This is a genomic window from Flavobacterium gelidicaeli (assembly GCF_013294005.1).
In the GTDB taxonomy this organism is placed as follows: domain Bacteria; phylum Bacteroidota; class Bacteroidia; order Flavobacteriales; family Flavobacteriaceae; genus Flavobacterium.
Window position 1 is genome coordinate 28365 of sequence record NZ_JABSNK010000005.1, and the last position, 26298, is coordinate 54662.

At 32.6% G+C, this 26298-nt stretch carries 25 protein-coding genes; 3 read left to right on the forward strand and 22 right to left on the reverse strand.

Features of this window, described 5'->3' with window-relative positions; all coding sequences use genetic code 11:
• Positions 1-13 precede the first annotated feature (13 nt).
• The 12 genes from coaE to HNP99_RS08910 form a co-directional block, all read right to left on the reverse strand.
• Entirely contained in the window at positions 14-610 is a 597-nt protein-coding gene (coaE, locus tag HNP99_RS08855; RefSeq protein ID WP_173853017.1) for a dephospho-CoA kinase, read from the reverse strand.
• Position 611: 1 nt separating this feature from the next.
• Positions 612-1610 (reverse strand): glycosyltransferase family 2 protein, encoded by a 999-nt coding sequence (locus HNP99_RS08860; protein WP_173853018.1) that lies wholly within the window; start codon positions 1608-1610, stop codon positions 612-614.
• A 133-nt stretch (positions 1611-1743) separates the two neighbouring features.
• Positions 1744-2550 carry an enoyl-ACP reductase FabI gene (locus tag HNP99_RS08865; protein ID WP_173853019.1) on the reverse strand — a complete coding sequence of 269 codons (807 nt, stop codon included), beginning with the start codon at positions 2548-2550 and terminating at the stop codon, positions 1744-1746.
• Positions 2551-2796: 246 nt separating this feature from the next.
• Complete coding sequence (locus tag HNP99_RS08870) at positions 2797-3336, reverse strand: lysozyme inhibitor LprI family protein (protein ID WP_173853020.1); 540 nt, start codon at positions 3334-3336, stop codon at positions 2797-2799.
• Between the two features lie 669 nt (positions 3337-4005).
• Positions 4006-5196 (reverse strand): enoyl-ACP reductase FabV, encoded by a 1191-nt coding sequence (gene fabV / locus HNP99_RS08875; RefSeq protein ID WP_173853021.1) that lies wholly within the window; start codon positions 5194-5196, stop codon positions 4006-4008.
• Between the two features lie 91 nt (positions 5197-5287).
• Complete coding sequence (gene recN / locus HNP99_RS08880; protein WP_173853022.1) at positions 5288-6940, reverse strand: DNA repair protein RecN; 1653 nt, start codon at positions 6938-6940, stop codon at positions 5288-5290.
• A 48-nt stretch (positions 6941-6988) separates the two neighbouring features.
• The gene (gene porD / locus HNP99_RS08885) at positions 6989-7873 is read right to left on the reverse strand and encodes a type IX secretion system protein PorD (protein WP_173853023.1); all 885 of its coding nucleotides are present in this window, start codon (positions 7871-7873) and stop codon (positions 6989-6991) included.
• A complete protein-coding gene (gene coaBC, locus HNP99_RS08890; RefSeq protein WP_173853024.1) occupies positions 7866-9077 on the reverse strand; it encodes a bifunctional phosphopantothenoylcysteine decarboxylase/phosphopantothenate--cysteine ligase CoaBC in 1212 nt (403 codons plus the stop codon). Before coaBC ends, porD begins: the two co-directional genes overlap by 8 nt.
• A gap of 7 nt (positions 9078-9084) precedes the next feature.
• Positions 9085-9402 carry a DNA-directed RNA polymerase subunit omega gene (locus tag HNP99_RS08895; protein ID WP_007138306.1) on the reverse strand — a complete coding sequence of 106 codons (318 nt, stop codon included), beginning with the start codon at positions 9400-9402 and terminating at the stop codon, positions 9085-9087.
• A 4-nt stretch (positions 9403-9406) separates the two neighbouring features.
• Complete coding sequence (locus HNP99_RS08900) at positions 9407-10204, reverse strand: outer membrane protein assembly factor BamD (RefSeq protein ID WP_173853025.1); 798 nt, start codon at positions 10202-10204, stop codon at positions 9407-9409.
• A 134-nt stretch (positions 10205-10338) separates the two neighbouring features.
• A complete protein-coding gene (gene dapA / locus HNP99_RS08905; RefSeq protein ID WP_173853026.1) occupies positions 10339-11220 on the reverse strand; it encodes a 4-hydroxy-tetrahydrodipicolinate synthase in 882 nt (293 codons plus the stop codon).
• A 5-nt stretch (positions 11221-11225) separates the two neighbouring features.
• Complete coding sequence (locus HNP99_RS08910) at positions 11226-11738, reverse strand: DUF6913 domain-containing protein (protein ID WP_173853027.1); 513 nt, start codon at positions 11736-11738, stop codon at positions 11226-11228.
• Positions 11739-11785: 47 nt separating this feature from the next.
• On the opposite strand from HNP99_RS08910, the gene HNP99_RS08915 reads away from it, so the two are divergent.
• Together HNP99_RS08915 and HNP99_RS08920 are read left to right on the forward strand one after the other, a co-directional pair.
• Positions 11786-12583: a 5'-nucleotidase C-terminal domain-containing protein gene (locus HNP99_RS08915; RefSeq protein WP_173853028.1), complete on the forward strand. Its 798-nt coding sequence runs from the start codon at positions 11786-11788 to the stop codon at positions 12581-12583.
• A gap of 122 nt (positions 12584-12705) precedes the next feature.
• On the forward strand, positions 12706-13617 hold the full coding sequence (locus HNP99_RS08920; RefSeq protein ID WP_173853029.1) for a bifunctional metallophosphatase/5'-nucleotidase: 912 nt from the start codon (positions 12706-12708) through the stop codon (positions 13615-13617).
• Here the strand turns inward: HNP99_RS08920 and HNP99_RS08925 are convergent.
• The 7 genes from HNP99_RS08925 to rpsF all read right to left on the reverse strand — a co-directional run bounded on the left by HNP99_RS08925 (position 13609) and on the right by rpsF (position 21385).
• Positions 13609-14298, reverse strand: coding sequence for a lysoplasmalogenase family protein (locus HNP99_RS08925; RefSeq protein WP_173853030.1), 690 nt, complete (start codon positions 14296-14298; stop codon positions 13609-13611). The two genes, HNP99_RS08920 and HNP99_RS08925, sit on opposite strands and share 9 nt — an antisense overlap.
• The gene (gene ligA / locus HNP99_RS08930; protein WP_173853031.1) at positions 14288-16291 is read right to left on the reverse strand and encodes an NAD-dependent DNA ligase LigA; all 2004 of its coding nucleotides are present in this window, start codon (positions 16289-16291) and stop codon (positions 14288-14290) included. The genes HNP99_RS08925 and ligA overlap by 11 nt, the downstream gene beginning before the upstream one ends.
• 76 nt (positions 16292-16367) lie before the next feature.
• A complete protein-coding gene (locus HNP99_RS08935; protein ID WP_173853032.1) occupies positions 16368-16841 on the reverse strand; it encodes a DUF6495 family protein in 474 nt (157 codons plus the stop codon).
• A 132-nt stretch (positions 16842-16973) separates the two neighbouring features.
• Positions 16974-20138: a TonB-dependent receptor gene (locus tag HNP99_RS08940; protein WP_173853033.1), complete on the reverse strand. Its 3165-nt coding sequence runs from the start codon at positions 20136-20138 to the stop codon at positions 16974-16976.
• A 99-nt stretch (positions 20139-20237) separates the two neighbouring features.
• A complete protein-coding gene (gene rplI, locus HNP99_RS08945; protein WP_173853034.1) occupies positions 20238-20675 on the reverse strand; it encodes a 50S ribosomal protein L9 in 438 nt (145 codons plus the stop codon).
• Between the two features lie 66 nt (positions 20676-20741).
• Complete coding sequence (gene rpsR, locus HNP99_RS08950) at positions 20742-21038, reverse strand: 30S ribosomal protein S18 (RefSeq protein ID WP_066077030.1); 297 nt, start codon at positions 21036-21038, stop codon at positions 20742-20744.
• 5 nt (positions 21039-21043) lie between these two features.
• A complete protein-coding gene (gene rpsF, locus HNP99_RS08955; protein WP_026709513.1) occupies positions 21044-21385 on the reverse strand; it encodes a 30S ribosomal protein S6 in 342 nt (113 codons plus the stop codon).
• Positions 21386-21551: 166 nt separating this feature from the next.
• Here rpsF and HNP99_RS08960 point away from each other — a divergent pair, with 166 nt between their 5' ends.
• Positions 21552-22247, forward strand: a complete 696-nt coding sequence (locus HNP99_RS08960; protein ID WP_173853035.1) for a LytR/AlgR family response regulator transcription factor — start codon at positions 21552-21554, stop codon at positions 22245-22247.
• Here the strand turns inward: HNP99_RS08960 and priA are convergent, their stop codons facing one another.
• The 3 genes from priA to HNP99_RS08975 form a co-directional block, all read right to left on the reverse strand.
• Positions 22248-24701 (reverse strand): replication restart helicase PriA, encoded by a 2454-nt coding sequence (gene priA, locus HNP99_RS08965; RefSeq protein WP_173853036.1) that lies wholly within the window; start codon positions 24699-24701, stop codon positions 22248-22250. It abuts the gene before it with no gap.
• A 47-nt stretch (positions 24702-24748) separates the two neighbouring features.
• Positions 24749-25174: a DUF2147 domain-containing protein gene (locus HNP99_RS08970; RefSeq protein WP_173853037.1), complete on the reverse strand. Its 426-nt coding sequence runs from the start codon at positions 25172-25174 to the stop codon at positions 24749-24751.
• A 117-nt stretch (positions 25175-25291) separates the two neighbouring features.
• On the reverse strand, positions 25292-26224 hold the full coding sequence (locus HNP99_RS08975; RefSeq protein ID WP_173853038.1) for a YihY/virulence factor BrkB family protein: 933 nt from the start codon (positions 26222-26224) through the stop codon (positions 25292-25294).
• Between the last annotated feature and the right edge of the window lie 74 nt (positions 26225-26298).

The following is a 26298-nucleotide window of genomic DNA, read 5'->3' on the forward strand; positions in this document are numbered from 1 at the left end:
CAAACATTAACATCTAGTTGCTGTTTTGTTTAATCAATAAAATTTTATGAATTTCTTCGACTTTTAACATTGCCGACTCCAGATCTACATTTTCTATAACAAAATCACTTTTTGCGACACGCATTTCGTCCGTCCATTGCGAATTAATGCGTTTTAACACTAATTCCCTATTAGAATTATCTCGATCAATAACACGCTGAATTCTAGACTCTAAAGGTGCTGTAACACAAATAATTTGATCACAGTTTTTATAATTTCCACTTTCAAACAATATAGCCGCTTCATAAATTATATAGGGCTGATTATGATGTAACAAAAGCCATTCGTCAAAATGTTCTCTAACAGCAGGATGAACTATTGCGTTCAACTGCTGTAATTTATCTGGATCATTAAACACAATGTCGGCTAACATTTGTCGGTTAAGGGTATTATTTTCAAAAATGTGTCCTCCAAAAGCCTTTTTTAGTGCTTTTATTAAGATTTCTGACTGCATAACTGTCCTAGCTTCATCATCGGCAATGTAAATAGGAACACCTAACGACAAAAAATATTTTGCAATTGTTGTCTTACCACTACCAATTCCTCCTGTTAGTCCAATAATTTTTGTCATACTATAATTTAAAAAATAATTCAGGAAAAGCTTCTTGTGGCTTTTGCTTTAAAAGGATCACTTTACCATACGATTCTATAAAACCGGTACCGTAACCAAAAAACTGTTTCCACACAGCAACTACTGATAAATAACCAATCTTGACACTTTTATTTTGAAAACTAGCAGTAAGGAAGATAATTATAAAATAGATGAAATACAATTTCAATAAAATGTCATAGGTGAAAACCAATAATAAAACCGCTAATCCAAATCCAAGTATAAATACCGATGGAAAGAAAAATGTCAATTTATTGTATTTAGGATACCAACTATTTAATATTGGTCTTGCTTTACCAAATTTATTTACTTGCACTGAGAACTTTCCCCAATCTATCCTTCTCTTATGATATACATACGCATTCAGGAAGAGTTTGGTTTCAAAACCAAGATTCCATAAACGTATGGATAAGTCTGGGTCCTCTCCAGGATGAATATTTCCAAATCCATTTGAGGCTTCAAAAGCTTTTCTTGAAATCCCCATATTGAAACTTCTGGGTTGGAATTTATCAATTTTTTCAGATCCACCGCGAATTCCGCCCGTAGTTAAAAAGGAGGTCATCGCAAAATTAATTGCTTTTTGAATATCCGAAAAACTATCCAAAGCTTTATCAGGACCACCAAAACAGTCTACATAATTATTCGCCAAGGCTTTATCCACTTCTGATAAATACTGTTGCGGAATAATGCAATCCGAATCAAAAATGATAAAATAGTCTCCTTTTGCTTTTCGCATTCCGTAATTTCGTGAATCACCAGGACCTGAATTTTCTTTAAAATAATAAGAAATAGACAAGCGATCTGTATATTTTTGAACAATATCTTCGCAACGTATTGAGGAACCGTCTTCAACAAGTACAACTTCAAAAGCGGCTTTATAATCAGTTTGCACTAAACTTTGTAAAAGCTCATCAACTTCATCTGGTCGATTATAAACAGGAATAATCAAAGAAAACAACATAAATACTATGTGGTATTAGTTAAAATAAAAGGGATAAATAAGGGCGCAAAGATATACTTTTTAACAATATCAATAAAAAAACCACCACTAATATAGTGATGGTTTTACTAAACATTATATATAATTTTCATTACTACTCAAACATTTCCATGACATGTTGACTAACGCCTACATTAGAAAATCCGCCATCATGTAATAAGTTTTGCAACGTAACCATTCTAGTCAAATCAGAGAACATTGAAACGGTGTAATTAGCACAATCTAGCGCCGAAGCATTTCCTAATGGAGCCATTTTATCAGCAAAAGACAAGAATCCATCAAAACCTTTCACTCCCTGTCCTGCTCTTGTAGGCGTAGGAGATTGTGAAATTGTATTGACACGTACTTTTTTATCTCTACCAAAAAAGTAACCAAAACTACGAGCAACCGATTCTAAAAAAGCTTTATTATCAGCCATGTCGTTATAGTCTGGAAAAACTCGTTGTGCCGCCATATAGGACAAAGCAACAATACTTCCCCATTCATTCATGGCGTCTTTTTTATACAAAACCTGCATTACTTTATGAAAAGAAACCGCAGAGACATTCCACCCTTTTTCAGTAAAATCATAATTTTGATTCGTATAGTGATTCCCCTTACGAACATTCACTGACATCCCGATAGAGTGCAAAATAAAATCAATTTTACCCCCAAGAATATCCACCGCTTGATCTACTAAATTCTCTAAATCAGCAACTGATGTTGCATCAGCATCAATAATTTGGGAACCTGTCTTTAAAGCCAATGCGTCGATATTACCTAACCTTCTTGCAGCAGCTGCATTTGTCAAAACAAACACACCGCCTTCTTCATGAACACGTTCGGCGGTTTTCCAAGCAATTGAGTTTTCGTCCAAGGCACCAAAAATGATTCCTCTTTTTCCTTTTAATAAATTATACATAGTTCACTATTTTATAAAAACATCCAAAAGTACACAATCCATTATTGGCTTGCAAACAGCTTTCCTTTTTTGCTATTAGGACCACAATAGTTATAGTTTGCAGAAACAGTCGTCCCGCCATTCGCTATATTTCCAATTAACAAAAACTACGGCACAAAAGCCTTGTTTTTCTAAATTGCAAGATGCCACTACTGTCGGGGGTAGTTGACAAATTCTAATTATTTATTAATTTACAAAGAGTAGCTGCTAATTAATAAATTGATTAAGATGTCCTTTTATAAAATACAACCTACTTTTAGTCAAATCGCTAATACGACCAGCCATAATATTACTCTGAATTGTTCCTCCTCCTGAATATTCTGTTTTTGTGATAATACCAATTAACTCGTCTTCACTGTCCCTGAATTTTATCCAATTTCTTTGAGAAATTTTTAATTTCTCTTGATCTTTAGGCTGTAATTTTTTCATCAAAATAGCGTAATACTTATTTAGCAACTTATCGTAATCCTTATTAAGATCCACTATCGCTGAAGTCATTCCTGCAGTAGAGTAATCAACTTCTACTTTTTTATCTGCCAATTTTTCAGCACGGTAAATATCTGTTTCAAATTCGTTGTCTAATGAAAAATCAGCACCTGCATTTCTTTTAATTAATGAATCTTTAAATTTAAGGGCTTGTTTATCAACTTGGGCTTCAATTTCGGCAAGTTTAGCGGGAGTAAGTCCATCTTGCGCATTGACAAAAGTTGCTGATAATAATAAAAATAATAGCAATCTAGATTTCATAAGTATCTTTTAGAGGTGATTTTATAATTTATAGAGCAAAAGCAATTTTTTAATCGAAGTGAATTAAGCTTTATGCTAACAATGAAACTAAAGTAGTAAAATGATCTAAAACAGATACCTAAAATTATATTAAAAAAAACAGAAATTACCTTTTACAAGTTACTTCTGTTCAAATAATTTATTTATCAACGTACTTTGTAATCACTTGAGAAAAACAATTACGCAAAATAATTCTTCTTATTATTTCAAATAAAGATTAATTCCAATTACAATACCAGCCCAAAATCCTAATCCAAGTGAAATTAAAAATAAGTTAACTACTTTTTTAGTATTTATATTTTCCATAATTCTATAGTTTTTTTTTTTTAAATAATATACATTTAGCAATAGCATTTTTCAGTACTCAATACATAAAATCTATAGATGTGAAGTTAGATAAAATTACCTAAAAACAAAATCCTAAAACATTATTAATTCACAAATCTCCGTTTTTAGCCGTGACAGCAGTGTTATCCTTGTGGCGGTGGCACTTATGCCGCCACAAGATATAACGAATGGCGCGATATTGCTTATTGAATTACTTATTGTTGATGCTCCTAAAAAAAAAACCTTACTTTAATTGGTTTGAACCGCATAAAATAAGGTGTTTATATGAATGAAAAAATGGTATTACTTAATACTTTCTACTGCTACCATTTCGTTTGCATCTGCTTTGTAATCTACTCCTTCAAATCCAAACCCGAATAAGTTATGAAAATCACTTCTGTACCCTTCTAAATCTCCTAATTCGGCTAAATTTTCAGTTGTAGCTTCTTGCCATAATTTGGCTATTTTTTCTTGAACATCTGGACGCATTTCCCAGTCGTCAATACGAATCCTACCTTTTTCATCTGTAGCAATTTCTTTTCCAGAGTACAATCTATCTGCGTATAAACGTTGAATTTGCTCGATACATCCCTCGTGAATTCCTTCTTCTTTCATTATTTTGTACAATAAAGAAATATACAACGGAATAACTGGAATCGCAGAACTTGCTTGAGTTACTAATGCTTTATTTACAGATACGTATGCTTTACCATTAATATCCGCAAGGCTATCAGTGATTGTAAAAGCGGTAGCTTCCAGGTCGTCTTTTGCACGACCAATAGTTCCTTTTCTATAAACAGCCTCAGTCAATGATGGCCCAATATAAGAGTAAGCAACTGTTGTAGCACCTGGTGCTAGTAAATTTTCTGCTTTTAAAGCATCGATCCACATAGCCCAGTCTTCACCTCCCATTACCTTAACCGTATTTTCAATATCATCACCTGCAGCAGGCTCTATAGATATTTCAGACACTTTTCCAGAATGGAAATCAACTGTTTTATTTGTAAATTTATCTCCAATAGGTTTTAAAACCGAACGGTGTAAAACTCCTGTTTTTGGGTCTAAACGCACTGGCGAAGCCAAGCTATAAACAATCAAATCCACTTGTCCTAAGTCGGCTTTAATTAAATCTAAGGTTTGTTTTTTTACTTCATCAGAAAAAGCATCTCCGTTAACACTCTTAGCATACAAACCTGCTTTGTGCGCTTCTTTTTCAAAAGCAGCAGAGTTGTACCAACCTGGAGAAGCAGTTCTTCCTTCAGTAGGTGGTTTTTCAAAAAACACTCCAATAGTTGCAGCATTTGATCCAAAAGCACTTGAAATTCTTGAAGCCAAACCAAAACCTGTAGAAGCACCTATAACTAGTACTTTTTTTGCTCCGTTTATTGCTCCTTTTGATTTAATGTATTCAATTTGATTTTTTACATTTTGTTCGCATCCATCAGGGTGGGCTGTCAAACAAATAAATCCTCTCATTCTAGGTTCTATAATCATTTTGTATATTTTATTCGGTGAATTTTTATTTTATGTGGTATTTAATGTAATCAATTTAGATTATTTGTTAAGAACAAATATAATCAAAATTCTAGTTCAGCAAGGCTTTTGCATGATTTAGAGCAGAATCAGAAACGACAGTTCCCGATAACATTTGCGCAATTTCTACAATACGTTCTTCATTAGATAACAATTTAAGCTCTGATTGTGTATCCTCACCTACTGTTGATTTAAAAACCTTAAAATGTACATTTCCTTTGGCTGCAATTTGTGGTAAATGGGTAATGGCAAAGATTTGCATTGTTTTACTCATTTCTTTCATGATCTCACCCATTTTAATAGCGATCTCACCAGAGACTCCTGTATCTATTTCATCAAAAATTAATGTTGGTAATTTAGAATAATGAGCTAAAATTGCTTTTACCGCAAGCATGATTCTAGACATTTCCCCACCAGAAGCCACTTTTCTAAGCAAACCAAAATCGGTACCTTTATTTGCTGCAAAAAGGAATTGCAATTCATCTTTTCCATTAGCAAAATAAGATTCTCCTTGCGTTACTTGAATGTCAAAACGCACGTTAGGCATTCCTAAAGTATCTAATATTGTAATTAATTTATTGGTCAAAACAGGAATAGCAATTAGTCTATTATCATGGATACTTGTAGCATAATTATCTAAAATAATTGCTTTTTCTTGTATCGAAAGTGTCAATTTCTCAATATCAGATTCCAAGTTTCCTAGCTCAGATATTGCATCGTCTAATTGCGATTGAATTTCTAACAAACCATCTACAGAATCTACTTGATGCTTTTTTTGTAAGTTGTAAATTAGTTGTAATTTTTGATTAATAAATTCCAATTGTTCTGGGTCATTAATCAGTTTATCAGTACAACGATCTAATTCTTCGGTAATATCGTCCAATTCAATTACTAAACTTGATACACGCTCTAACAATACGCTGTAATCAGGTGAATAAGCTGCTATTTTTTGCATAGCCACCTTGATTTCCTTTAAATTATGAAGCACTCCTATTTGTTCCTCATTGGCTATAGCCAATGATTTATCTAGCGCTTCCTTAATTATTTCGACATTGTTTAGTTTTTCAAATTCCTCTTCAAGAAGCTCTTGCTCTCCTGATTTTAAATTTGCTTCAACAAGTTCATTCAGCAAGAAGGTTTTGTACTCCTGCTCTTTAATCGCTTCTGCTTGTTTTTTTATAAAGCTATTTAGTTTTGATTTATCTGCTTTATATCCATTAAGGGTTGATTGGTATTCTTGAATACTATCTTGATTTTTAGCAATAGCATCAATAATTTCAAACTGCACATTTTCATCAGATAATTCTCTAGTTTGCTGTTGCGAATGAATATCAATCAAAAATATGGTTAGTTCCTGCAATAATTGAAGGTTTACAGGACTGTCATTAATAAACGCACGAGATTTTCCAGAAGGAAGAATCTCACGTCTAATAATTGTATCTGACTCGTAATCTAAATCGTTATCCTTAAAAAAGGAAGCTAACTTGTATTTTGAAATTTCAAAATGTGCTTCAATAACACATTTATCGTCTTTATTTTTAAGCGAAGATAAGTCGGCTCTTTTTCCTTGGATTAATCCTAAAGCACCTAATATAATAGATTTTCCAGCACCAGTTTCTCCAGTAATAATTGAAAATCCTTTTGAGAAATCAATACTTAACTTTTCAATTAGCGCATAATTTTTTATAGATAATGAAGTAATCATGTGGCTGTTTTTGAAGTAATAAAATTATAATTGTAAAGGTACTGAAATTTAAAATTTAATAGCGGCCCATTTTGTTGAGTTCAACGGCGACACTCTATTTAAATTTTCAGTTAAATCAGCAATGTTTATGGAAGGACCTCCTGAAAAAATAGATACAATCTCATCCGACTTAGAGTCAAAAAACACACGTGTTAAAAAAGCATTAGGCTTTACTGAATTTAGTTTTCCTATGTTAAAAAGGGATGCTTTTATTTTTTCTTTGGCTGTTTTTAAATCTTGCGCCATCATATCTAAACCACTATGATACTCAAAAGACGTTTTACGTATATCAGTATAGGTAGGCGATAATAAATCATTAATTAAAAAATACCTGTTGTCATTACCGTCAATTTGACTCCATCCTTTGTAACCACTTTGTTGTGCCACGCTAGCAATGTTTTGGGCAATTTCTAGGTTATCACTACCAGACTCTAATACAAAAGTATCAGCATCTAACCCTAGAATAACATAGCTATAAAACGAAACTATAGAAACTAAATTAGAACTAAAACTATTTTGATTGAAAATCAAGTTCTCAAATTCTGTATAATTAAACGAGAAATTCTTGTCATTAAAGTTTAAAACTGGCGAAGAATAAGATGAATTATAAATTGGTCTCGCTGATTGTACTTGTATTGTTGCACTAAACTGATCTGAATTGTTAGACAAAATAGTAATATACATTGAGCAATTAATTTTCTCGTTTTGTTTTAAATTTTGTCCTGTCCAGTCGGTTTTATTCACAAACTCCGTAAGTGAGGTTTGTAAAGTTTTAAAAACCTGTTGGTTTGTATTATTTATTTTTTGCGAATTGACAGTAACAGTACAATTTAACTGTTGCGCATTGACAGTTCCAAATAAAAATAACACGAAAAGTACAAGTAGTTTATTCATTAAAATAGGCTATAACTTTGTTTAAAATATCATCTGCAACCGCTTCTTTTGATTTTAATTCCATAGGTTCTATCTTGAAATTTTTATCAATAAAAGTAACTTTATTTGTTGGTTGTCCAAAACCTGCTCCTAAATCTTGTAACGAATTAAGAACAATCAAATCTAAGTTTTTTTTCTGGATTTTACCCTTTGCATTTTCAATTTCATTTTCGGTTTCTAAAGCAAAACCTATTAAAAACTGCTTTTGCTTGATTGCTCCTAGTGAAGCCAAAATATCTTTTGTTTTTTCTAGCTCAACTACAAAGTTATCAGGTGCCTTTTTTATTTTTTGAGTAGCGACTGTTTTAGGCCTATAATCTGCAACCGCAGCAGCAGCAATAGCAACATCTACATCATTAAAATAGTCATGGCAAGCATCATACATTTCTTGTGCTGTTATCACATTAATCACTTTCACATTAGCATTTGTAGCCTTAAACCTTGTAGGTCCAGCAACTAACACTACTGAAGCGCCTAATTGTGCGGCAGCATTTGCAATGTCAAAACCCATTTTTCCAGAAGAATGGTTTCCTATGAAACGTACAGGATCTATTGCTTCGTATGTGGGACCTGCAGTAATTAGTATTTTTTTTCCTTTTAGAGGTAATTTACTTTCTAAATCGGCTTCCAGAAAGGCAATAATATTTTCTGGCTCAGCCATTCTACCTTCTCCAGAAAGACCGCTAGCTAATTCTCCACTTTCGGCAGGAATTATGGTATTCCCAAATTGATGTAATGCTTTAAAACTAGAAATTGTAGAGGGATGCTTGTACATATCTAAGTCCATTGCAGGTGCAAAATATACTGGACATTTTACTGATAGATACGTAGCTATAAGTAAGTTATCACAATTCCCGTAAGCCATTTTAGATAATGTATTTGCTGTTGCGGGCGCAACAACCATTAAATCTGCCCACAGGCCTAGCTCAACATGATTATTCCACTTTTCATTTTCATCATCTTGATTAAAAAAACTAGAATGAACTGGATTTTTAGATAAAGTAGATAATGTAAGTGGGGTGACAAAATCCTTAGAAGCAGGTGTCATTATCACTTGGACATGTGCACCTGCTTTTATAAAAAGTCTCACTAAAGATGCCGTTTTATAGGCGGCAATTCCACCAGATACTCCTAGTAAAACTTTTTTACCGCTTAAAACTGACATAGTAGTGTTATTTAGTTGAATCTCTATGGTAAATTTTACCGTCTAACCATTCTTGAACCGCTAATGCGTGTGGCTTAGGTAATTTTTCGTAGAATTTTGAAACTTCAATTTGCTCTTTGTTTTCAAAAACTTCCTCAAGACTATCATTATATGTAGCAAACTCTTCTAGCTTCTCTGTTAATTCTTTTTTGATTTCAGAATTAATTTGGTTTGCTCTTTTAGCCATAATGGTTATCGCTTCATACACATTACCAGTAGGTTCTTCAATAACAGTTTTATTGTATGTTATTGTATTTACTGGAGCATTCGTCTTTTTTAAATCCATGACTTTATTTATTTGTAAATTTTTGTAAATCTTGTTCCACTCTAACTAACATTTCGTCAGCCTTTTCTTTATACTTAGTATCAACCTTGTATTTAACTAAATTAGCATATGCTGTTTTAGCTACTAATAATCTTTCTTCTTTTTTACTTTCGATACTATTGATCCCTAATTTATAAGCAGAATCTAATCTATAAAACAAAGCATCTTCTTTGTATACCGTACCTGGATAATCAGCAACAAAATTGTCCAAAGCTACAATAGCCGATTTAAAATCAGAAATTGTATTGTATCCTTTAGCGTTTTCATAAACTTTTTTCTCAATCTTAGCTGTTAATGATTGAAGTGTTTTATTTGCTTCCTCAGTATATTCTGAGTTAGGGTAATTATCTATAAACGCTTGTAATTTATCAATTGCCTTGAACGTATCTACTTGGTCTAAACTATAAACCGGAGATAACATTGAGTAACTTTTTGCTCCTAAATAAGCTGACTCTTGCAGTTTTTCACTTTTAGGATAACTAGAAACAAAACTTTCAAACTGATATCCTGACAAATTAAATTGTTTTGTTTTATAGTAGGACTGAGCAAACATATAAAACAATTTCTCCGCTTGCGGTTTCCCTCTATATGCAGGAGCAATTTGTTCGAAAAGACGAATTGCTTTAGTATACTTCCCAGCTTCGTACATTTCTGTTCCTATTGCAAATTTTGCTGCAACGTCATCTTTTTTAAGCGCTTTTTGGTATTCATTACAAGAAGCAAAAAGGACTGCAAGAAGCAATAGAGATATAAATTTTTTCATTTTTTTGTTTTTTTTATCTATGAATTGCAAACAATCCACAAAAAACCTTACCGAAGTTTCGGTGGCAAATTTAGTTATTAATTTAGCTACTACAAAATATTTCTTTATTTAAAAAAAACTCCTGTTTTATGGTCTTATTTATCTATGTTTTCAATAAATTGTGCAATTCTTTTTGCGAGTGATGCATCTACTTTTACTAATGGCAAACGAACAAAACTATCAGCTATTCCTAAAGCTTCAAAAACTTGTTTAATTCCTGCTGGATTTCCTTGTTCAAAGATCATATCAATGCAGTCTGCTATAAGATAATGCAATTTGTACGCTTCATTTACTTTGCGATTCAATCCTAAACGAATCATTTCAGAGAATTCTTTTGGAAAACCTTGCCCAATAACTGAGATTACTCCTGCTCCACCAGCAAGAACCATTGGTAATGCAATCATATCGTCTCCTGATATAACTAGAAAATCTTCAGGTTTGTCTTTAATTATTTGCATTGCTTGTACTAAGTCACCAGCAGCTTCTTTGATTGCTACGATATTTTTAAAATCATTAGCCAAACGCAAAACTGTTTTTGGCAACATATTGCTTGATGTTCTACCGGGTACATTATAAATGATAATTGGAAGAGGTGAAGCTTCTGAAATTGCTTTAAAATGCTGGTAAATTCCTTCTTGTGTAGGTTTATTATAAAATGGAGATACTGATAATATTGCAACAAAGTCAGAAAAATCTCTTGTGTTCAATTCTTCAACAATTTTTCTAGTATCATTCCCTCCTACTCCTAAAACTAAAGGCAATCTTCCTTTATTTGCATCAACAACAGTTTTTATTACTAACTCTTTCTCTTCTTGAGACAGCGTAGCATTCTCAGCGGTTGTTCCTAAAACGACTAGATATTCAATTCCGCCATCAACAGAAAAATTAACAATTCTGCTTAATGCATCTGTATCGATTGAAAAATCTTCTTTAAAAGGCGTTACAAGGGCAACACCAGTTCCTATTAATGATTGCATGTAGATTATATTTTATTTAATATTTTTAAATACCTGAATAATTCTTGAATAAAAACCAAGTAGTTTTCTGTTTTAGTATTTATTGTCAAATCATTCAAGTGTTTGTTACTGTTTGCAAATCCAACTTTAAAATGGGCTTTAGAAAAAAGCGTTGTCGCTAACAATGTTGGCCGCTCTTGTTCATAATAACTAATCAACAAATCAAATTCTTTGTTCATAAAAGAGCTTGCAGCGGCACCGTTTAGTTCGCCATTCCAATTTAAATTTTTAGATCCAAAAGTGGGATGCGATGCACTTACACTTTTTTTATTGCTAAAAATTAATACCGATATATTCTCTTTTAAAACTCCTTGACTCGTTAAAGCATCCAGTATTTTTTGTATTTCAAAAAAACAATTTAGATCTAAAAGTAAGCCAACTGTTTTTACGGTACCAGCAACAGTTTTGCCTTTTACATTTTGCAAACTATTTTTTAATATTCTTTTTACCGAAAAATCTTTTATAAAACTTAAAAACATACTATTTTTACTCGCTTACAAAATTAATTAATTAAGTCACATTATAAATGGTAAATCTAAAAAAGTATAACGACGTTTTAAAACTTTTTGTTATATTCTTAACATTTTTTTTTATTCTCTCTTGCAGTAACAAAACACTTCACTTAACTAAAATTGAAGGCAAACAACTTCCTATTACTGAATCAGCAGCTTCAAACGCTAATAATGAACTCAGTAACACTATAGAAAACTATATTGCTCCCTATAGAGATCATATCAATAAAGATCTTGATAGCATTCTTGCTTACTGTCCAGTAACACTCGATAAAAAGTCAGTTAATTACCAATCAACCATAGGAAATATGATGGCTGATGTTGTTTTAAGGAAAGGAAACGTAGTTTTTGAAAAGAGAGAGAACAAAAGTATCTCTATTTGCATCTTAAATAACGGCGGAATTAGGGCTATTTTACCTAAAGGAAACGTAACTGCTCGAAATGGTTTTGAAATTATGCCTTTTGAAAACAGCCTTGTAGTTATTGCATTGAGAGCTGCTCAAATTCAGGAATTGATTGCGTATTTCATTAAAGAAAAACAAGCGCACCCTCTAGCAGGTTTGACTTTTACAATTGATAAAAACAGTAAACCACAAAATATTTTGGTACAAGGGAAACCTTTAGTAGCTAATCAATTATATTATGTAGGTACAAATGATTACTTAGCAAATGGAGGTGATAACATGACTTTTTTTAGTAAAGGAGAACATACTTACGATTTAGATTATAAATTAAGGAATATCCTTATTGATTATTTTAAAGAAGTGGATACAATTACCGCTAGACAAGATAACAGAATACTTGTTGAATAACAAATTATTATTAAAAAACGATTTTTATAGCCCCGATAGTAATGAAAATCCTTTTTTATCTCTTGTTTTGAGATAAAAAAGATTGTAATGGATAGCGGGAAATAGCTCCAAATAAAACAAAAATGAAAAGAAGAGATTTTATAGAAAAAACAGCTGCTGGTACAGCAATGGTAGGTTTAGGGTTGTCATTGAGTAGTTTTAAAACTGTTGATATTAAGCATTTAACTATTTTACACACTAATGATGTACACAGTCATATTGATCCTTTTCCTGCTGATGATCCTCGAAATGCAAATATGGGTGGAGTTGCTAGAAGAGCGGCTTTGATTGAAACGATTAGACAAGAAAATCCGAATGTTTTACTGCTTGATGCTGGGGATATTTTTCAAGGAACGCCTTATTTTAATTATTATGGCGGAGAATTAGAATTCAAGTTAATGAGTATGATGAAATATGACCTCTCTACTATTGGGAATCATGATTTTGATAATGGGATACCAGGTTTATACGCTCAAATGCCACATGCTAAATTTGAATTTATATCAGCCAATTACGATTTTAAAAATACATTGATGGACGGGCTCGTAAAACCCTACAAGGTGTTTATGAAAAACGGAATTAAAGTGGGTGTTTTTGGTCTTGGTGTTAAGCTTGACGGTTTAGTAGACAAGAAAATGTATGGTGAAACGGTTTACAATGATCCTGTGGAGACTAGCCATGAAATGGTACGAATCTTAAAACAGGAACAAAAATGTGATCTTGTGGTATGTTTATCGCATTTAGGTTATGAGTACAAGAACGATAAAGAGATGATTTGTGATTTAAACTTGGCTGCACTTACACAAGATATTGACTTAATCATAGGCGGACACACACATACTTTTTTAGACAAACCTACCGTTGTTAAAAACCTTGTAGGAAAGGACGTTTTAGTAAACCAAGTAGGTTGTTACGGAATTAACTTGGGTAGAATTGATTTTTATTTTGATTCTAATAACAATAAAGCTAGCGAAGGAGCAGCAATTCTAGTCTAATTTCACCATTTCTTTTTTATGCGAAATAAAGAAATTAACTACGAAATAATAGGTAAAAACTTGTGTAAATATTTGGATGAAGTCGAAAAGGTTAAACGCTAAATAAAATTTATTGATGATATAAAAGCAGTCAGAAAACACAAAGAAAATTACTGACATCAATAAGTTCACAGTAACATTTGTAGCTTTTCTGCTGTATTCAACAATTGCAATACAAAGCAAGGTTTCTAATATGATGCTATAAAATACTAAAAACGACATATTAGTTTGCATTTTCTCAAACTTTAAACTGAGAATGAAATAGGCTAAAGTCGTCAAAAGAAATACAATTAATGCTATCAAAAGTACATTATACTTGTGTTTTAGATTAATTTTTATAAAACTAGGGAATATGTAGTATAATAACAGAATATAGGAGACTAGGAAACATATTATTTGCCCAGTCTCAAAATTATTTGGCGATATTAATCTATAAATATCGCCTATAAAACTAAAACCAAAAAAACCAGCTTTTACAAAATCTATTTTATAATTAGTCGTGCTTAAATAGTACAATGCTATTGATGGCACGATAAAAATTTTAGACCATAACATATAGCCATCTTGACCTACTGTATTGAATAAGATTGTAGCAATACAAGCCGAAAAATATAAAACGATACTAAGCGTATTAATTTTCATTTAAAATTTTTATAAAATCATCTTCTGTTAAAATAGCAATATTCAATTTATTTGCTTTTTCAAGCTTTGCTGGTCCCATATTATCTCCTGCAATAACATAGTCTGTTTTTGACGAGATAGAACTCCCTACTTTACCACCATTGTCTTCTATTGCTTTTTTTAACTCGTCACGAGAAAATTTCTCAAAAACACCCGAAACCACAAATACCTTACCCGTTAATATAGTTGTTGCATTAGGATTTACTTTTTCGACGATTTCAAACTGAATTCCGAACTGCTTAAGTTCGTTAATAATTTTTACATTTTCTTCATTAGCGAAAAAATCTATGACGCTTTGTGCAATGCGCTCTCCAATTTCATCTACTAAAACCAACTCCATTAAGGTTGCTTGACTTAAGGCTTCAATATTCTTGTAATGTTTCGCTAATTTTTTAGCCACAGTTTCTCCCACAAAACGAATTCCTAAAGCATACAACACGCTTTCAAACGGAATATCTTTAGATTTTATTACACCATTGACTAAGTTTTCTGCAGATTTTTGTGCCATTCTTTCCAAAGGAAGAATTTGCTCCACGGTCAAACTATATAAGTCGGCGTAATTATGTACTAATCCATTATTATAAAGTAGTGCTACCGTTTCACCACCTAAGCCTTCAATATCCATTGCTTTTCTCGAAATATAATGCTGGATTCTACCAATTATTTGTGGTGGACAGCCATAGTAATTAGGACAATAGTGGTTTGCTTCACCTGGGTTTCTCACCAACTCTGTGTTGCACTCAGGGCAATGCGTTATATAAACCGTTTTCTCTGTATTTAATGGTCGTTTGGTTAAATCAACAGCGATAATTTTAGGAATAATCTCCCCTCCTTTTTCTACAAAAACGGTATCGCCTACGCGAATGTCTAACTTTTCTATTTGATCAGCATTGTGCAACGAAGCGCGTTTTACAATGGTTCCAGCAAGTTGTACAGCTTGTAAATTTGCCACCGGAGTAATAGCTCCAGTGCGACCTACTTGGTAAGAAATAGAATTTAAAATAGTCGAAACCTGCTCCGACTTGAATTTATACGCCATTGCCCAGCGAGGGGATTTAGCAGTATACCCTAATTCCTCTTGGTACTGAAAGCTATTTACTTTAACAACTACACCATCAGTTTCATAAGGTAAATCATGTCTATGTATATCCCAATAATCTATAAATTGAAAAACTTCCTCTAAATTATTAGCAAGTTTAGCTTCATTAGGAACTTTAAACCCCCAATCTCTAGCTGATTTTAGTCCGTCATATTGCGATTGGAAAGGCAATTTAGTACCAATTAAAAAGTAAAGTAAACAATCTAAGGGTCTTTTAGCTACTTCTGCACTGTCTTGTAATTTTAAACTTCCTGAAGCAGTATTTCTTGGATTAGAATAAGGTGTTTCACCAATTTCGATTAATTCTTGATTCATTTTTTCGAATCCTGCAAAAGGCAATATAATCTCCCCTCTTACATCAAACTTATCCGGAAAATCTCCTTTTAATTCTAATGGAATTGATCGTATTGTTTTTATATTGTTAGTCACATCGTCACCTTGAAAGCCATCGCCACGTGTAACAGCACGTTTTAACTTTCCGTTTTCATAGGTAATACTTATTGATGCTCCATCATATTTAAGTTCACAGGTGTAGGATAACGCAACTTCACCTAATACTTTTTGAATACGTTTTTCCCACTCCATTAAATCCTCTTTAGAGTACGAATTATCTAATGAATACATGCGGTATTCATGAGGAACAGTTTTGAAGTTTTTAGTAATACTCCCTCCAACTCGTTGTGTAGGTGAGCTTTCATCAAAATATTCAGGGTATTTATTTTCTAAATCTTGAAGTTGCTTTAATTTGGTATCAAAATCATAATCAGATATTGTGGGGTTGTCCAGAACATAGTAATTATAATTATGAAGATTTAACTCTTCACGTAAAGATTGAATGGTTTTTATGCTATCCATAAAATAAAAAATTGGCTATTTTAGTGCTTTAAAATTGCGCACTAAAATAACCAATTAATAATGAATTCTATCAATATTACCCTTCAATAATTGAATTAATTTGTTTGTATAATTGTCCGTCACTTAAAAAAGCTCCTTGCTGAATTAATGCAAAAAGAGAACTGTTACGCTCTTCAGAAAATTCTTTCTTACCAGTTTTCATTTCAATTGTTTCTGTAAACATATTATCACTTAACCATTGTAAACCCTCTTTAGTCAAGAAATCAACTTCTGGAACTAATGATTTTAAAACAATTGAATTTACATAGGTATCAAAGCTCTGAAAAAGAAAAATATGATTTTTAGAAAAATGCTCTAAATATTCAGCTCTAGAAAGCACGCCTTCCCAAATCAAATCAGAAAAAACATCTAATTCTTGCTCAGCTACTTCTGGTTTATCGGCTTTTATTTTATCCCATTCTGCTTTATCAATTGCTTGAGTTGCTAAAAAATTAGTAAATTCTTGTGTTAACTCTTCAAATTGTTCTTTTGTTAATCTTGTATATTTCATGAAATTTATTTTTGCTGCAAAGCCTGCAAAGGCACAAAGTTTTAAATAGTTTAATCTTGTGCAAATTTATAATTTTTAAACCAAAAAAAAGCCTTCTTTTTCAAGAAGGCTTTCATTATATATTCCTTATTACTAGAAAATATATCTAATTCCAAATTGCGCTTGCCATCTTGATAATAAACTTGCGTCGTAATTGAATGTTTTTGTTTGTGTACCGTTAAAAGTATAAGTAGGTATTTTTGTTGTTTGATCAACACTCACCCCTATTGGCTGTACACTTGTAGGTACTTGAACTAATCCCCAATCAGAGTTAATTAAATTCCCTACATTTAATATATCAACACTAAACTGGATTGTATTTGTTGTTTTAGAACTTGAAGAAGGTTTGAAGTTATAATCTTGGATTAATTTCATATCCCATTTTCCTCTCCATGGGGACAAAGCACCATAACGCTCTGCATATTGTCCTCTTCTTCCACTTAAATAATCATCTTGATTGATGAATTTATCAAAAGCAGCACCTTGCGAAGCACCTCCTGTAAAGGTCATAGTGGTGATTTCTGCAGATGTTGGTACGTATAGTAAATCATTTCTATCAGCGCCATCATTATTGATGTCACCACCATAAGTATAATTAAAACGTCCTCCTTGAGCATATTCAAAAAAGGTAGAAACTGTGGTAGTCCATTTATTGTTTGCACCGTATTTCCATTTCTTTGTTCCAACACCAATGATTCTATGCTTATCCCCATATTTAGAATTGGATAAAGTAGCATTATTTACATTTCCTAATACAGGGTTAAAGTTAAATGCATCACCTGCAATTTCAGCTTCAATTGAATTAACATCTAGTGCTTTCAAATAATTATAAGCTAGACTTGCATACAAACCGTTATCAAAAGTTTTTTGTAATTTGATCGATGTGTTAAAGGCACTTCCTTTATTAGTATTCGTCAAAACGTAAGCATTAGAAGCTGCTGGAAAACCATAATCAGTCCAAACACCTTGGTCACCCGCTCCGTATATAGCTCTCTTATCAGCTCCAACCAATTGACTTGTTGGTGTTTTCAGTCCCCAGTTTTGAACTTGTACGCCATTGATATCCTTATTGTATGAGGCATCTAGAGTTACAATAAAGTTATTTTCGAATCTATGATCAAATCCAAAACTTGTTCTCCAAACTTGAGGAAACTTAAAATCTGAACTAACAACTTGATAGAAGAAAGGATCAGTCCCACCTACTTGGTTCCCTATCCATACAAAAGGTAATCTTCCGGTAAAAACACCAGAACCTCCACGAATTTGTGAAGTTTTCGCACCGTTAATATCCCAGTTAAATCCAACTCTAGGCGACCAAAGTATATTATTGCTTGGCATAACAGTAGAATCAAAATTCACAACACTACCATCCTTAGGATTGTAGTAATCAATAGCAGGAACATACCCCTCTGAATTTTGAGTGTCAATAAATTTCTGAGCTAAATCTGAAGTATTAAAGTACATCGGTTTATCAGCTCTCAAACCATAAATTAATTTAAAGTTATCAGTAACATTCCATTCATCTTGAATATACAAAGCTAACTGACCAACATTTAATTCAGACAGATTCCAACCACCATCAACTCCATCTCCTAATGCATTTTTAGTAGTAAATGTATTTTGCGCATCAGCAATAGCTTGTGCATAATATCCATTCGCAATGCTTGTATCAAATTGACTTAAAGTAACGCTACTAAAAATATCAAAACCATATCCTTTTAAATTAAAAGAGTTTTTAAACATAAATTTTTCGAATGAAAAACCTGCAGTGTACGTATGATTACCTTTGACGATATTTAAGTTATCCGTGAATTGAATCACTTTTTGATCCAATTTATTATTTATAGAAAAAGGCTCGTGACCCGCAATGATATAAGGCGATCCATCTTTTGTAATGTTTATAACAGGTGCTGGAGATGAAAACGGATCTCTAAAATCATTGAAGTGAGTGTATCCAGCTTGAATTTTATTAGAAACTGTTTCGCTAAACTTTGAATTAAGTTCAACCAGAAAAGAACTAATTTGATTGTTTATTTGATAACCAGAATTTGCAAACTGCAAAGTATTAGCATCAGGTCCTCTACGAATAAGTGCAGTAGGATGTGCGGCGTTGTCTTTTGATGCGTCTAAGAAATTATATATAAAAGCTAATTTATGATTGTCATTAATATTCCAATCAAACTTTATTATACCCTTATTTGACCCTGAATTAAACGTAAAACCTTGATAAGCTCCAGTTTGGTAACCCAATTTACCTAATTCGGTAGAAACATGAATTAAATCTGAAGTTAGAACTCGAGATTCATTGATTCCCGTAACAGCATCACCATTATTTCCGACGAAGTTAGAACCTAAATCACTTCTTTTATCAACCTCGTAGTTAGCAAAAAAGAACAATTTATCTTTTATAATTGGACCACCAATACTAAAACCAGCTTGTGTTTGCTCTAGCGAAGGAACAAAGATTTTTTCGCCTTTGATTTTGTTTCCCGTAAGATCTTGATTTCTAAAGAATGCATAAGCAGTACCATGAAATTCATTAGTTCCTGATTTAGTAACTGCATTTACTGAAGCTCCAGTAAAGCCAGATAAAGTCACATCATAAGGTGCTGTTGCTACTTGAATTTGCTCAATTGCATCCAGTGAAATAGGCTGAGAACCTGTTTGCCCTCCTGGTGTCGCAGCATCCAATCCGAAAGGATTGTTAAAAACAGCTCCGTTTAAAGAGTAACTATTGTATTGATCGTTTCTACCTCCAAAAGATCCACCACTTGCTGAAGGCTCTAAACGTGTAAAATCCTCTGCAGATCTTGAAATTGTTGGCAAAGCAGTCAATTCTTTTCTACCAATTGTAGTTTCGGCACCTGTTCTACCGCTTCCAAAAACCTTGTTTTTAGAACCTGTAATTTTCACTTCATTTAATTGTTGACTTTCATCGTTTAATAAAGCGTCAATTGTAAATGGTTTTCCTAATTCAAGGTACACTTCATTATACTCATGTGATTCGAAACCTATATAAGATACTACCAGTTTATAAGGACCACCAATACGCATATTGAGCATATTAAATCTACCGTCTTCATTTGTAAGTGCAGAATACTTAGAACCTGTTGGCGTATGTATTGCCAGAATCGTTGCTCCAGGAAGCAACTCCGAAGTGGAACTTTTTACAGTTCCCTTTATGCTTGAAGTAGTAGTTTGTGCAATTGAAAACTGCAATCCTAAAACTACAAACAAGAAAGTAATAAAATTTTTCATTTGTTTGGTTTTGTGTTGTTTACTACAAAACTAAACAAAAAAAAATCACTCCGAGGAGTGATTTTTATAATTTATTAACGAAAAGTTAACTATACGTTATTATTCTGCAATAATTTCATAAGGTAATTCAACGATAACATCTCTATGTAAACGTACAGTAGCTGTATATTTACCAGTACGTTTAACAATACCACTAGTGATGAATTTTCTATCAATTGTTTGACCACCTTTAGCTAAAACAGCAGCGATATCAATATTCGTAATTGAACCGAATAATTTTTCACCACCTGCTTTTGCAGATATTTTAATTTCGATAGCTTTTAAGTCTTCAGCCAATGCTTGTGCATCTGCTACAACTTTAGCTTCTTTGTGCGCTCTTTGCTTTAAGTTTTCAGCTAATACTTTCTTTGCAGAAGAAGTAGCTAAATGAGCAAATCCTTGTGGGATTAAGAAATTACGACCGTATCCGTTTTTTACAGTTACTACGTCATCTTTAAATCCTAAATTTTGAACGTCTTGTTTTAAAATCAATTCCATGTTGTTGTCCTTGTGTTATAGAAGTTAGTCCCGATAGTTATCGGGACAACAACTTTATTTTTAATATTATTTTAATAAATCGGCCACATATGGCATTAAAGCTAAGTGACGTGCACGCTTAACAGCTACAGACACTTTTCTTTGGTATTTTAAAGAAGTTCCAGTTAAACGACGAGGAAGAATTTTTCCTTGCTCATTTACGAATTTCAATAAGAAATCAGCATCTTTATAATCGATATACTTGATACCTGATTTTTTGAAACGACAGTATTTCTTTTGTTTGTTAGTTTCTATGTTTAAAGGAGTAAGATATCTGATATCTCCGTCTTTTTTTCCTGAAGCAGATTGTTGTAATGTTGCCATAATAATTAAGCTTTTTGAGATTTAAGTTTTGCTCTTCTTCTTTCAGCCCAAGAGATAGCATGTTTATCAAGACTTACCGTTAAAAAACGCATAATTCTTTCGTCACGTCTGAATTCAGTTTCAAAAGCGATTAAAACCTCTCCTGATACGTTATATTCAAACAAATGGTAAAATCCAGATTTTTTGTTTTGGATTTCGTAAGCCATTTTTTTAAGACCCCAGTCTTCTTTAGATACAAAAGTAGCACCTCTACTAGTAAGAAAATCTTCAAATTTGCTTACTGTTTCCTTTACCTGAACATCAGATAAAACGGGATTTAAAATGAAAACAGTTTCATAATGATTCATAAAAATTTATTTTATTGTTAATTTGGGTGCAAAAGTAACGTTTTTTTTATAACCATCAAGCTTTTTTTTTAAAATTATCGATGAAATGCAAAAAATCACACTAAATGAGTAGTGTATATTAAAAAAATAAATTAAATTTACATTACAAATCTAAAATCGAAATATTATGAAACTAAACTGTGTCGTTGTAGATGATAGTTCTATTCAAAGGATGATCATTGCAAAGTTAGTGAATAATCATACTAATTTACACTTAGTAGGTGATTTCTCTAATGCAATCGAAGCTAAAAGTTGCATGTCAGTAAATGACGTAGACTTAATATTTCTAGATATTGAAATGCCTGTAATTAGTGGTTTTGACTTTCTTGATGGATTAAAAGTAAAACCTCAAATCATATTCATTACTTCTAAGGCTGAATATGCCATGAAGGCTTTTGATTATGACGCTACTGATTACCTTCAAAAACCTATAGCATTAGATCGTTTTAACTCTTCGGTTAGAAGAGCAATGGACATGCACCTACTTAAAACAGACAATAAAGACGAAGAAGGAGAACATATTTTTATTAAAAGTAACCTTAAAAAACTTAAAATATTTACTTCTAAAATTAAATGGATTGAAGCTTTTGGTGATTACGTAAGAGTCGTTACTGAAGATGACAGCAACTTAGTACTTTCTACGATGAAATCTTTTGAAAAAGAGCTACCTACTAATAAATTTGTTCGCGTTCACAAATCGTACATTATTAATATCGATAAGGTAGAACGTTTCAATAGTAAATTTGCAGAAATCGGTCTTACTAAAATTCCTTTGAGTAGAAACAAAAAAGAAGATCTTGTAAAAGCATTATCTGTTGCCTAATTAATAAAAGTCAACATTAACACTTACTTTAATAGCTCTATATTGAGCAACAGCATCAAAACTATTCAACATTTTCTGGATAGTTTTTTTTATACCTCCTACTGAAGCACTCTGTGGAATTTTAATAATTATTGTTCGGATATATTCATTTCTGATTCTATTTATAGAAGGCTCCTCTGGCCCTAATACCGGAATATCTAAATTTTGATTCATTACTTGGTACAACCACATAGCCCCTTCCTTCAACTTGTCATAATCACGCTGTTTTAATGTTAGCTTTATGATTCTAAAATAAGGCGGGTATTTATATATCTGGCGATCATACAATTGCTCCTTATACATGCCCAAATAATTATTATTTGTCACCTGCTGGATCGTATTGTGATCTGGATTATAGGTTTGAATTATTACTTTACCTTGCTTTTCAGACCTTCCTGAGCGGCCGGAAACTTGAGTCATCATTTGGAAACTTCTCTCAAAAGCTCTAAAATCAGGATGAAACAACATATTATCAGCATTCATAATTCCAACTAAGGTTACATTATCAAAATCCAATCCTTTAGCCAGCATTTGAGTACCTACTAATATATCTATTTCTCTATTTTTAAAACTGTCAATGATTTTTTCAAAACCAAACTTACCTCTTGTAGTATCTTGATCCATTCTACCAATCTTACTATCCGGAAAAAGCAATTCTAGTTCTTGCTGAATTTGCTCGGTACCAAAACCTTTTGTAGTCAAATCAATACTTGAACAAGCATGGCAATGTGTAGGTTTAGCTATAGAATACCCACAATAATGGCAACGCAGTTGATTTTTATGCTTGTGATACGTTAAACTCACATCGCACTGTTGGCATTGTGGCACATGTCCGCAAGTCATGCATTCTAATAAAGGAGAATATCCCCTCCTATTTTGAAATAAAATAACTTGTTCACCAAGTGCTTTGGCACTAGTAATACTTTCGATCAAAGTATCACTAAAATGTCCCTTCATTCTTTTTCGGAAATATTTATCCTTGAGGTCTACTAATTGAATCTCCGGCATGGTCACATTACCATATCGCTCTTTAATTTCAACCAATCCATATTTACCCTTCGTTGCGTTAAAGTAAGTCTCAATACTAGGTGTAGCAGATCCTAGCAATACTTTAGCTTTATGAAAATTAGCTAATACAATTGCCGTGTCTCGCGCATGATAACGTGGTGCAGGATCAGTTTGTTTAAAGGTTCCCTCATGTTCTTCATCAACAATTATAAGTCCTAAATCAGAGAAAGGTAAGAACAGTGCTGAACGAGCTCCTATAACAATCTGGGCTTTATCAGAGTTTTGCAATACTTGTCTCCAGACTTCTATGCGTTCATTGTTATTGTATTTCGAATGAAAAACAGCCACTTTATTTCCAAAATAAGCACTTAATCGAGACACTAACTGAGTGGTTAGCGCAATTTCAGGCAATAAATAAAGTATTTGCTTCCCTGTTAAAAGATACTCTTCAATGAGTCTAATATAAATTTCTGTTTTACCACTGGCTGTTACACCATGGAGCAAACAGACTTCTTTTTCAGAAAAAGCAGTATTTATTTGGTCAAAACCTAATTGTTGTGCTGGACTTAATAGTAATTCTTTAGCTGTTCTATTTTTGCTAAAATCTACCCTATCTTCTTGAATAAGGTAATCCTCAAACACCTTTTTATCAATCAGCGCTTTTACTACAGCCGATGATGATTGAGCTTTTTCAATAAGTTTTTTTACTGTGATGGGTTTCTTTTCGGAGGCGTGCAGTTGAAAATAACTTAACACCAACTCCTTTTGCTTGTTGGCGTTTTTTAAAACTTCCAGTAGCTCACTTAACCCTTCATTAGAGTTGTAGTTTTCGCTCAAGCGAATATAACGTACCAATTTAGGCTTGTAACTATCCTGAACTTCTTCCTGAAGTGTTACTACGTTTTTATCAATTAATTTTTGAATAACTGGAAATATGTTCTTTTTATTCAAGATACCAATAATATCTTGAACCTTCAATGAAGATTGAAGTTGCAGGGCTTGGTATATTAAGAACTCCTCATCAGATAGCGAATTCTCATCAACTGTAGCATTTACTTTTTGAGAAATAATAGTTTCGCTTTCCAGTAGTAATCCGCTAGGCATTGCACCCCGATAAACATCGCCTATGGCGCACATATAATAACTAGCAATCCATTGCCAATGCGCAATTTGAATGGGCGTTACAATAGGGGTTTCGTCAAGAATTTGATTGATTTCCTTTGCATCATATAACGAAGGTTTGTTTTGATGCGTAGCAATAACTAATGCTGTGTATATTTTACTTTTACCAAAAGGGACCGATACGCGCATCCCTTCTTTGATAAAATTATATTCTGCTTCTGAAACACTATAAGTAAATGTTTTAGCAAGTGAAAGCGGTAAAATTACTTCGACAAAAAACAGCATTTATTTAATTTATAGATTTTTGGTAATATGCTAAATAAACCAAACGCTTATTTAACTCTATACCAGTATTGTGTTCTTCCTATTATTGCCCAACCAATGTAACCACGAACTTTTAGTTTATCGCTATTTTCAAGCTCTAATAAACATCTGTAAACTTTTCCGCTTTTAGGATCTAGAATACTCCCTCCGTCATATTCATTTCCGTCTTTCTTTAATCCTTTAATAACGTTTAATCCTAGAATAGGTTTTCTAGCATCATCGCCAGGACAATCTTTACATAAATCTTTTACATGAGCAGGGTCTAAAAGCTCTACTACTTTACCGTAATACCTTCCTGAACGCTCATAAATTTCGACAATTGATTTTGCTTTTCCTGTTTCATCATCTATAGTTTTCCATTTTCCTACTACTCCTTGCGAATAGAAAATTGTGGTCATAAATAATAATGCAAATGTGGTGATGGTTTTTTTCATGATTTTTTTTTTAGCCCTGATAGTAGCGGCATCCCACGCTTTTTTGCGTGGATACAGCGGATAGCAGGAATAGCTCCTAATTTTTTTCCAAACATAATATAAAATTAGTTAAACTATCTAAGTTATTTGAGGAATATTTTTCTTCTTTAGTTTATTTATGGTTGCATTTAGCTCAAATCCTAATAAAAGGATCATACAATTAATCCAGATGTAAAACATAACGATTAAAAGCGTTCCTATTGAACCGTAAAGTTCGTTGTATTTTGAAAACCTAATCACCCATATACCAAAGAAGTAAGATATAATAATGGTGAAGATTGTGGTAAAAACAGATCCTATTGAAATAAAAGAACGTGTTTTATCATGTTTGGTTCCAAATTTAAATAGTATTGATGTTGTAATAAGTATCATTAAGATTAAAAACACGTATCGTCCTAAAACAACTAACGGAATTTGCTCACTTAGAAATTCTCTTGCAGTTAATTTTTGAATAAAAACCTCAAAAACTACTATGGTGGCTACCGTTACGATTAATAAAATTGATAATACAAGCGACATTCCCACTGCAATAAAATATTGCTGAAAAAAACCTCTTTTTACTAATACATGCTTAGAATTTTGAAATCCTCCTAAGATCGCATTCAGTCCATTTGCCATTAAAAATATAGACAATAAAAATCCAGATGATAATAATCCAGAATGACTATTGTGCAAAATATCATTGACAATATTAGAAATAGCATAGAATGTATTGGGCGGCACGCCATCTTCTACAAATTTTAAAAAATCATCTTGAAATCCCTCAATTGGGATGTACGGAATCAAATTCAGAATAAATAATGCAAAAGGAAACAGCGCCATAAAAAAACTAAAAGCAATAGATCCAGCCCTGTTTGATAACGCTCCTTCGGCAATACCTACTCCATATATTTCTAATAAATCATATAGCGTAAGACCTTGTAACCAAGGAAGCTTTACTTTTTTTAAAGGCCGAACTAAACTCCTTAATATGGGTATTTGCTCAATTCTTTCTTCTATTTCTACAGACATTAATGACACTTTTTTATTAGAACGTTTTAAACAAAAAGAGCTTTTTATTTTTAAAGGCAAATCCGGATTTACTC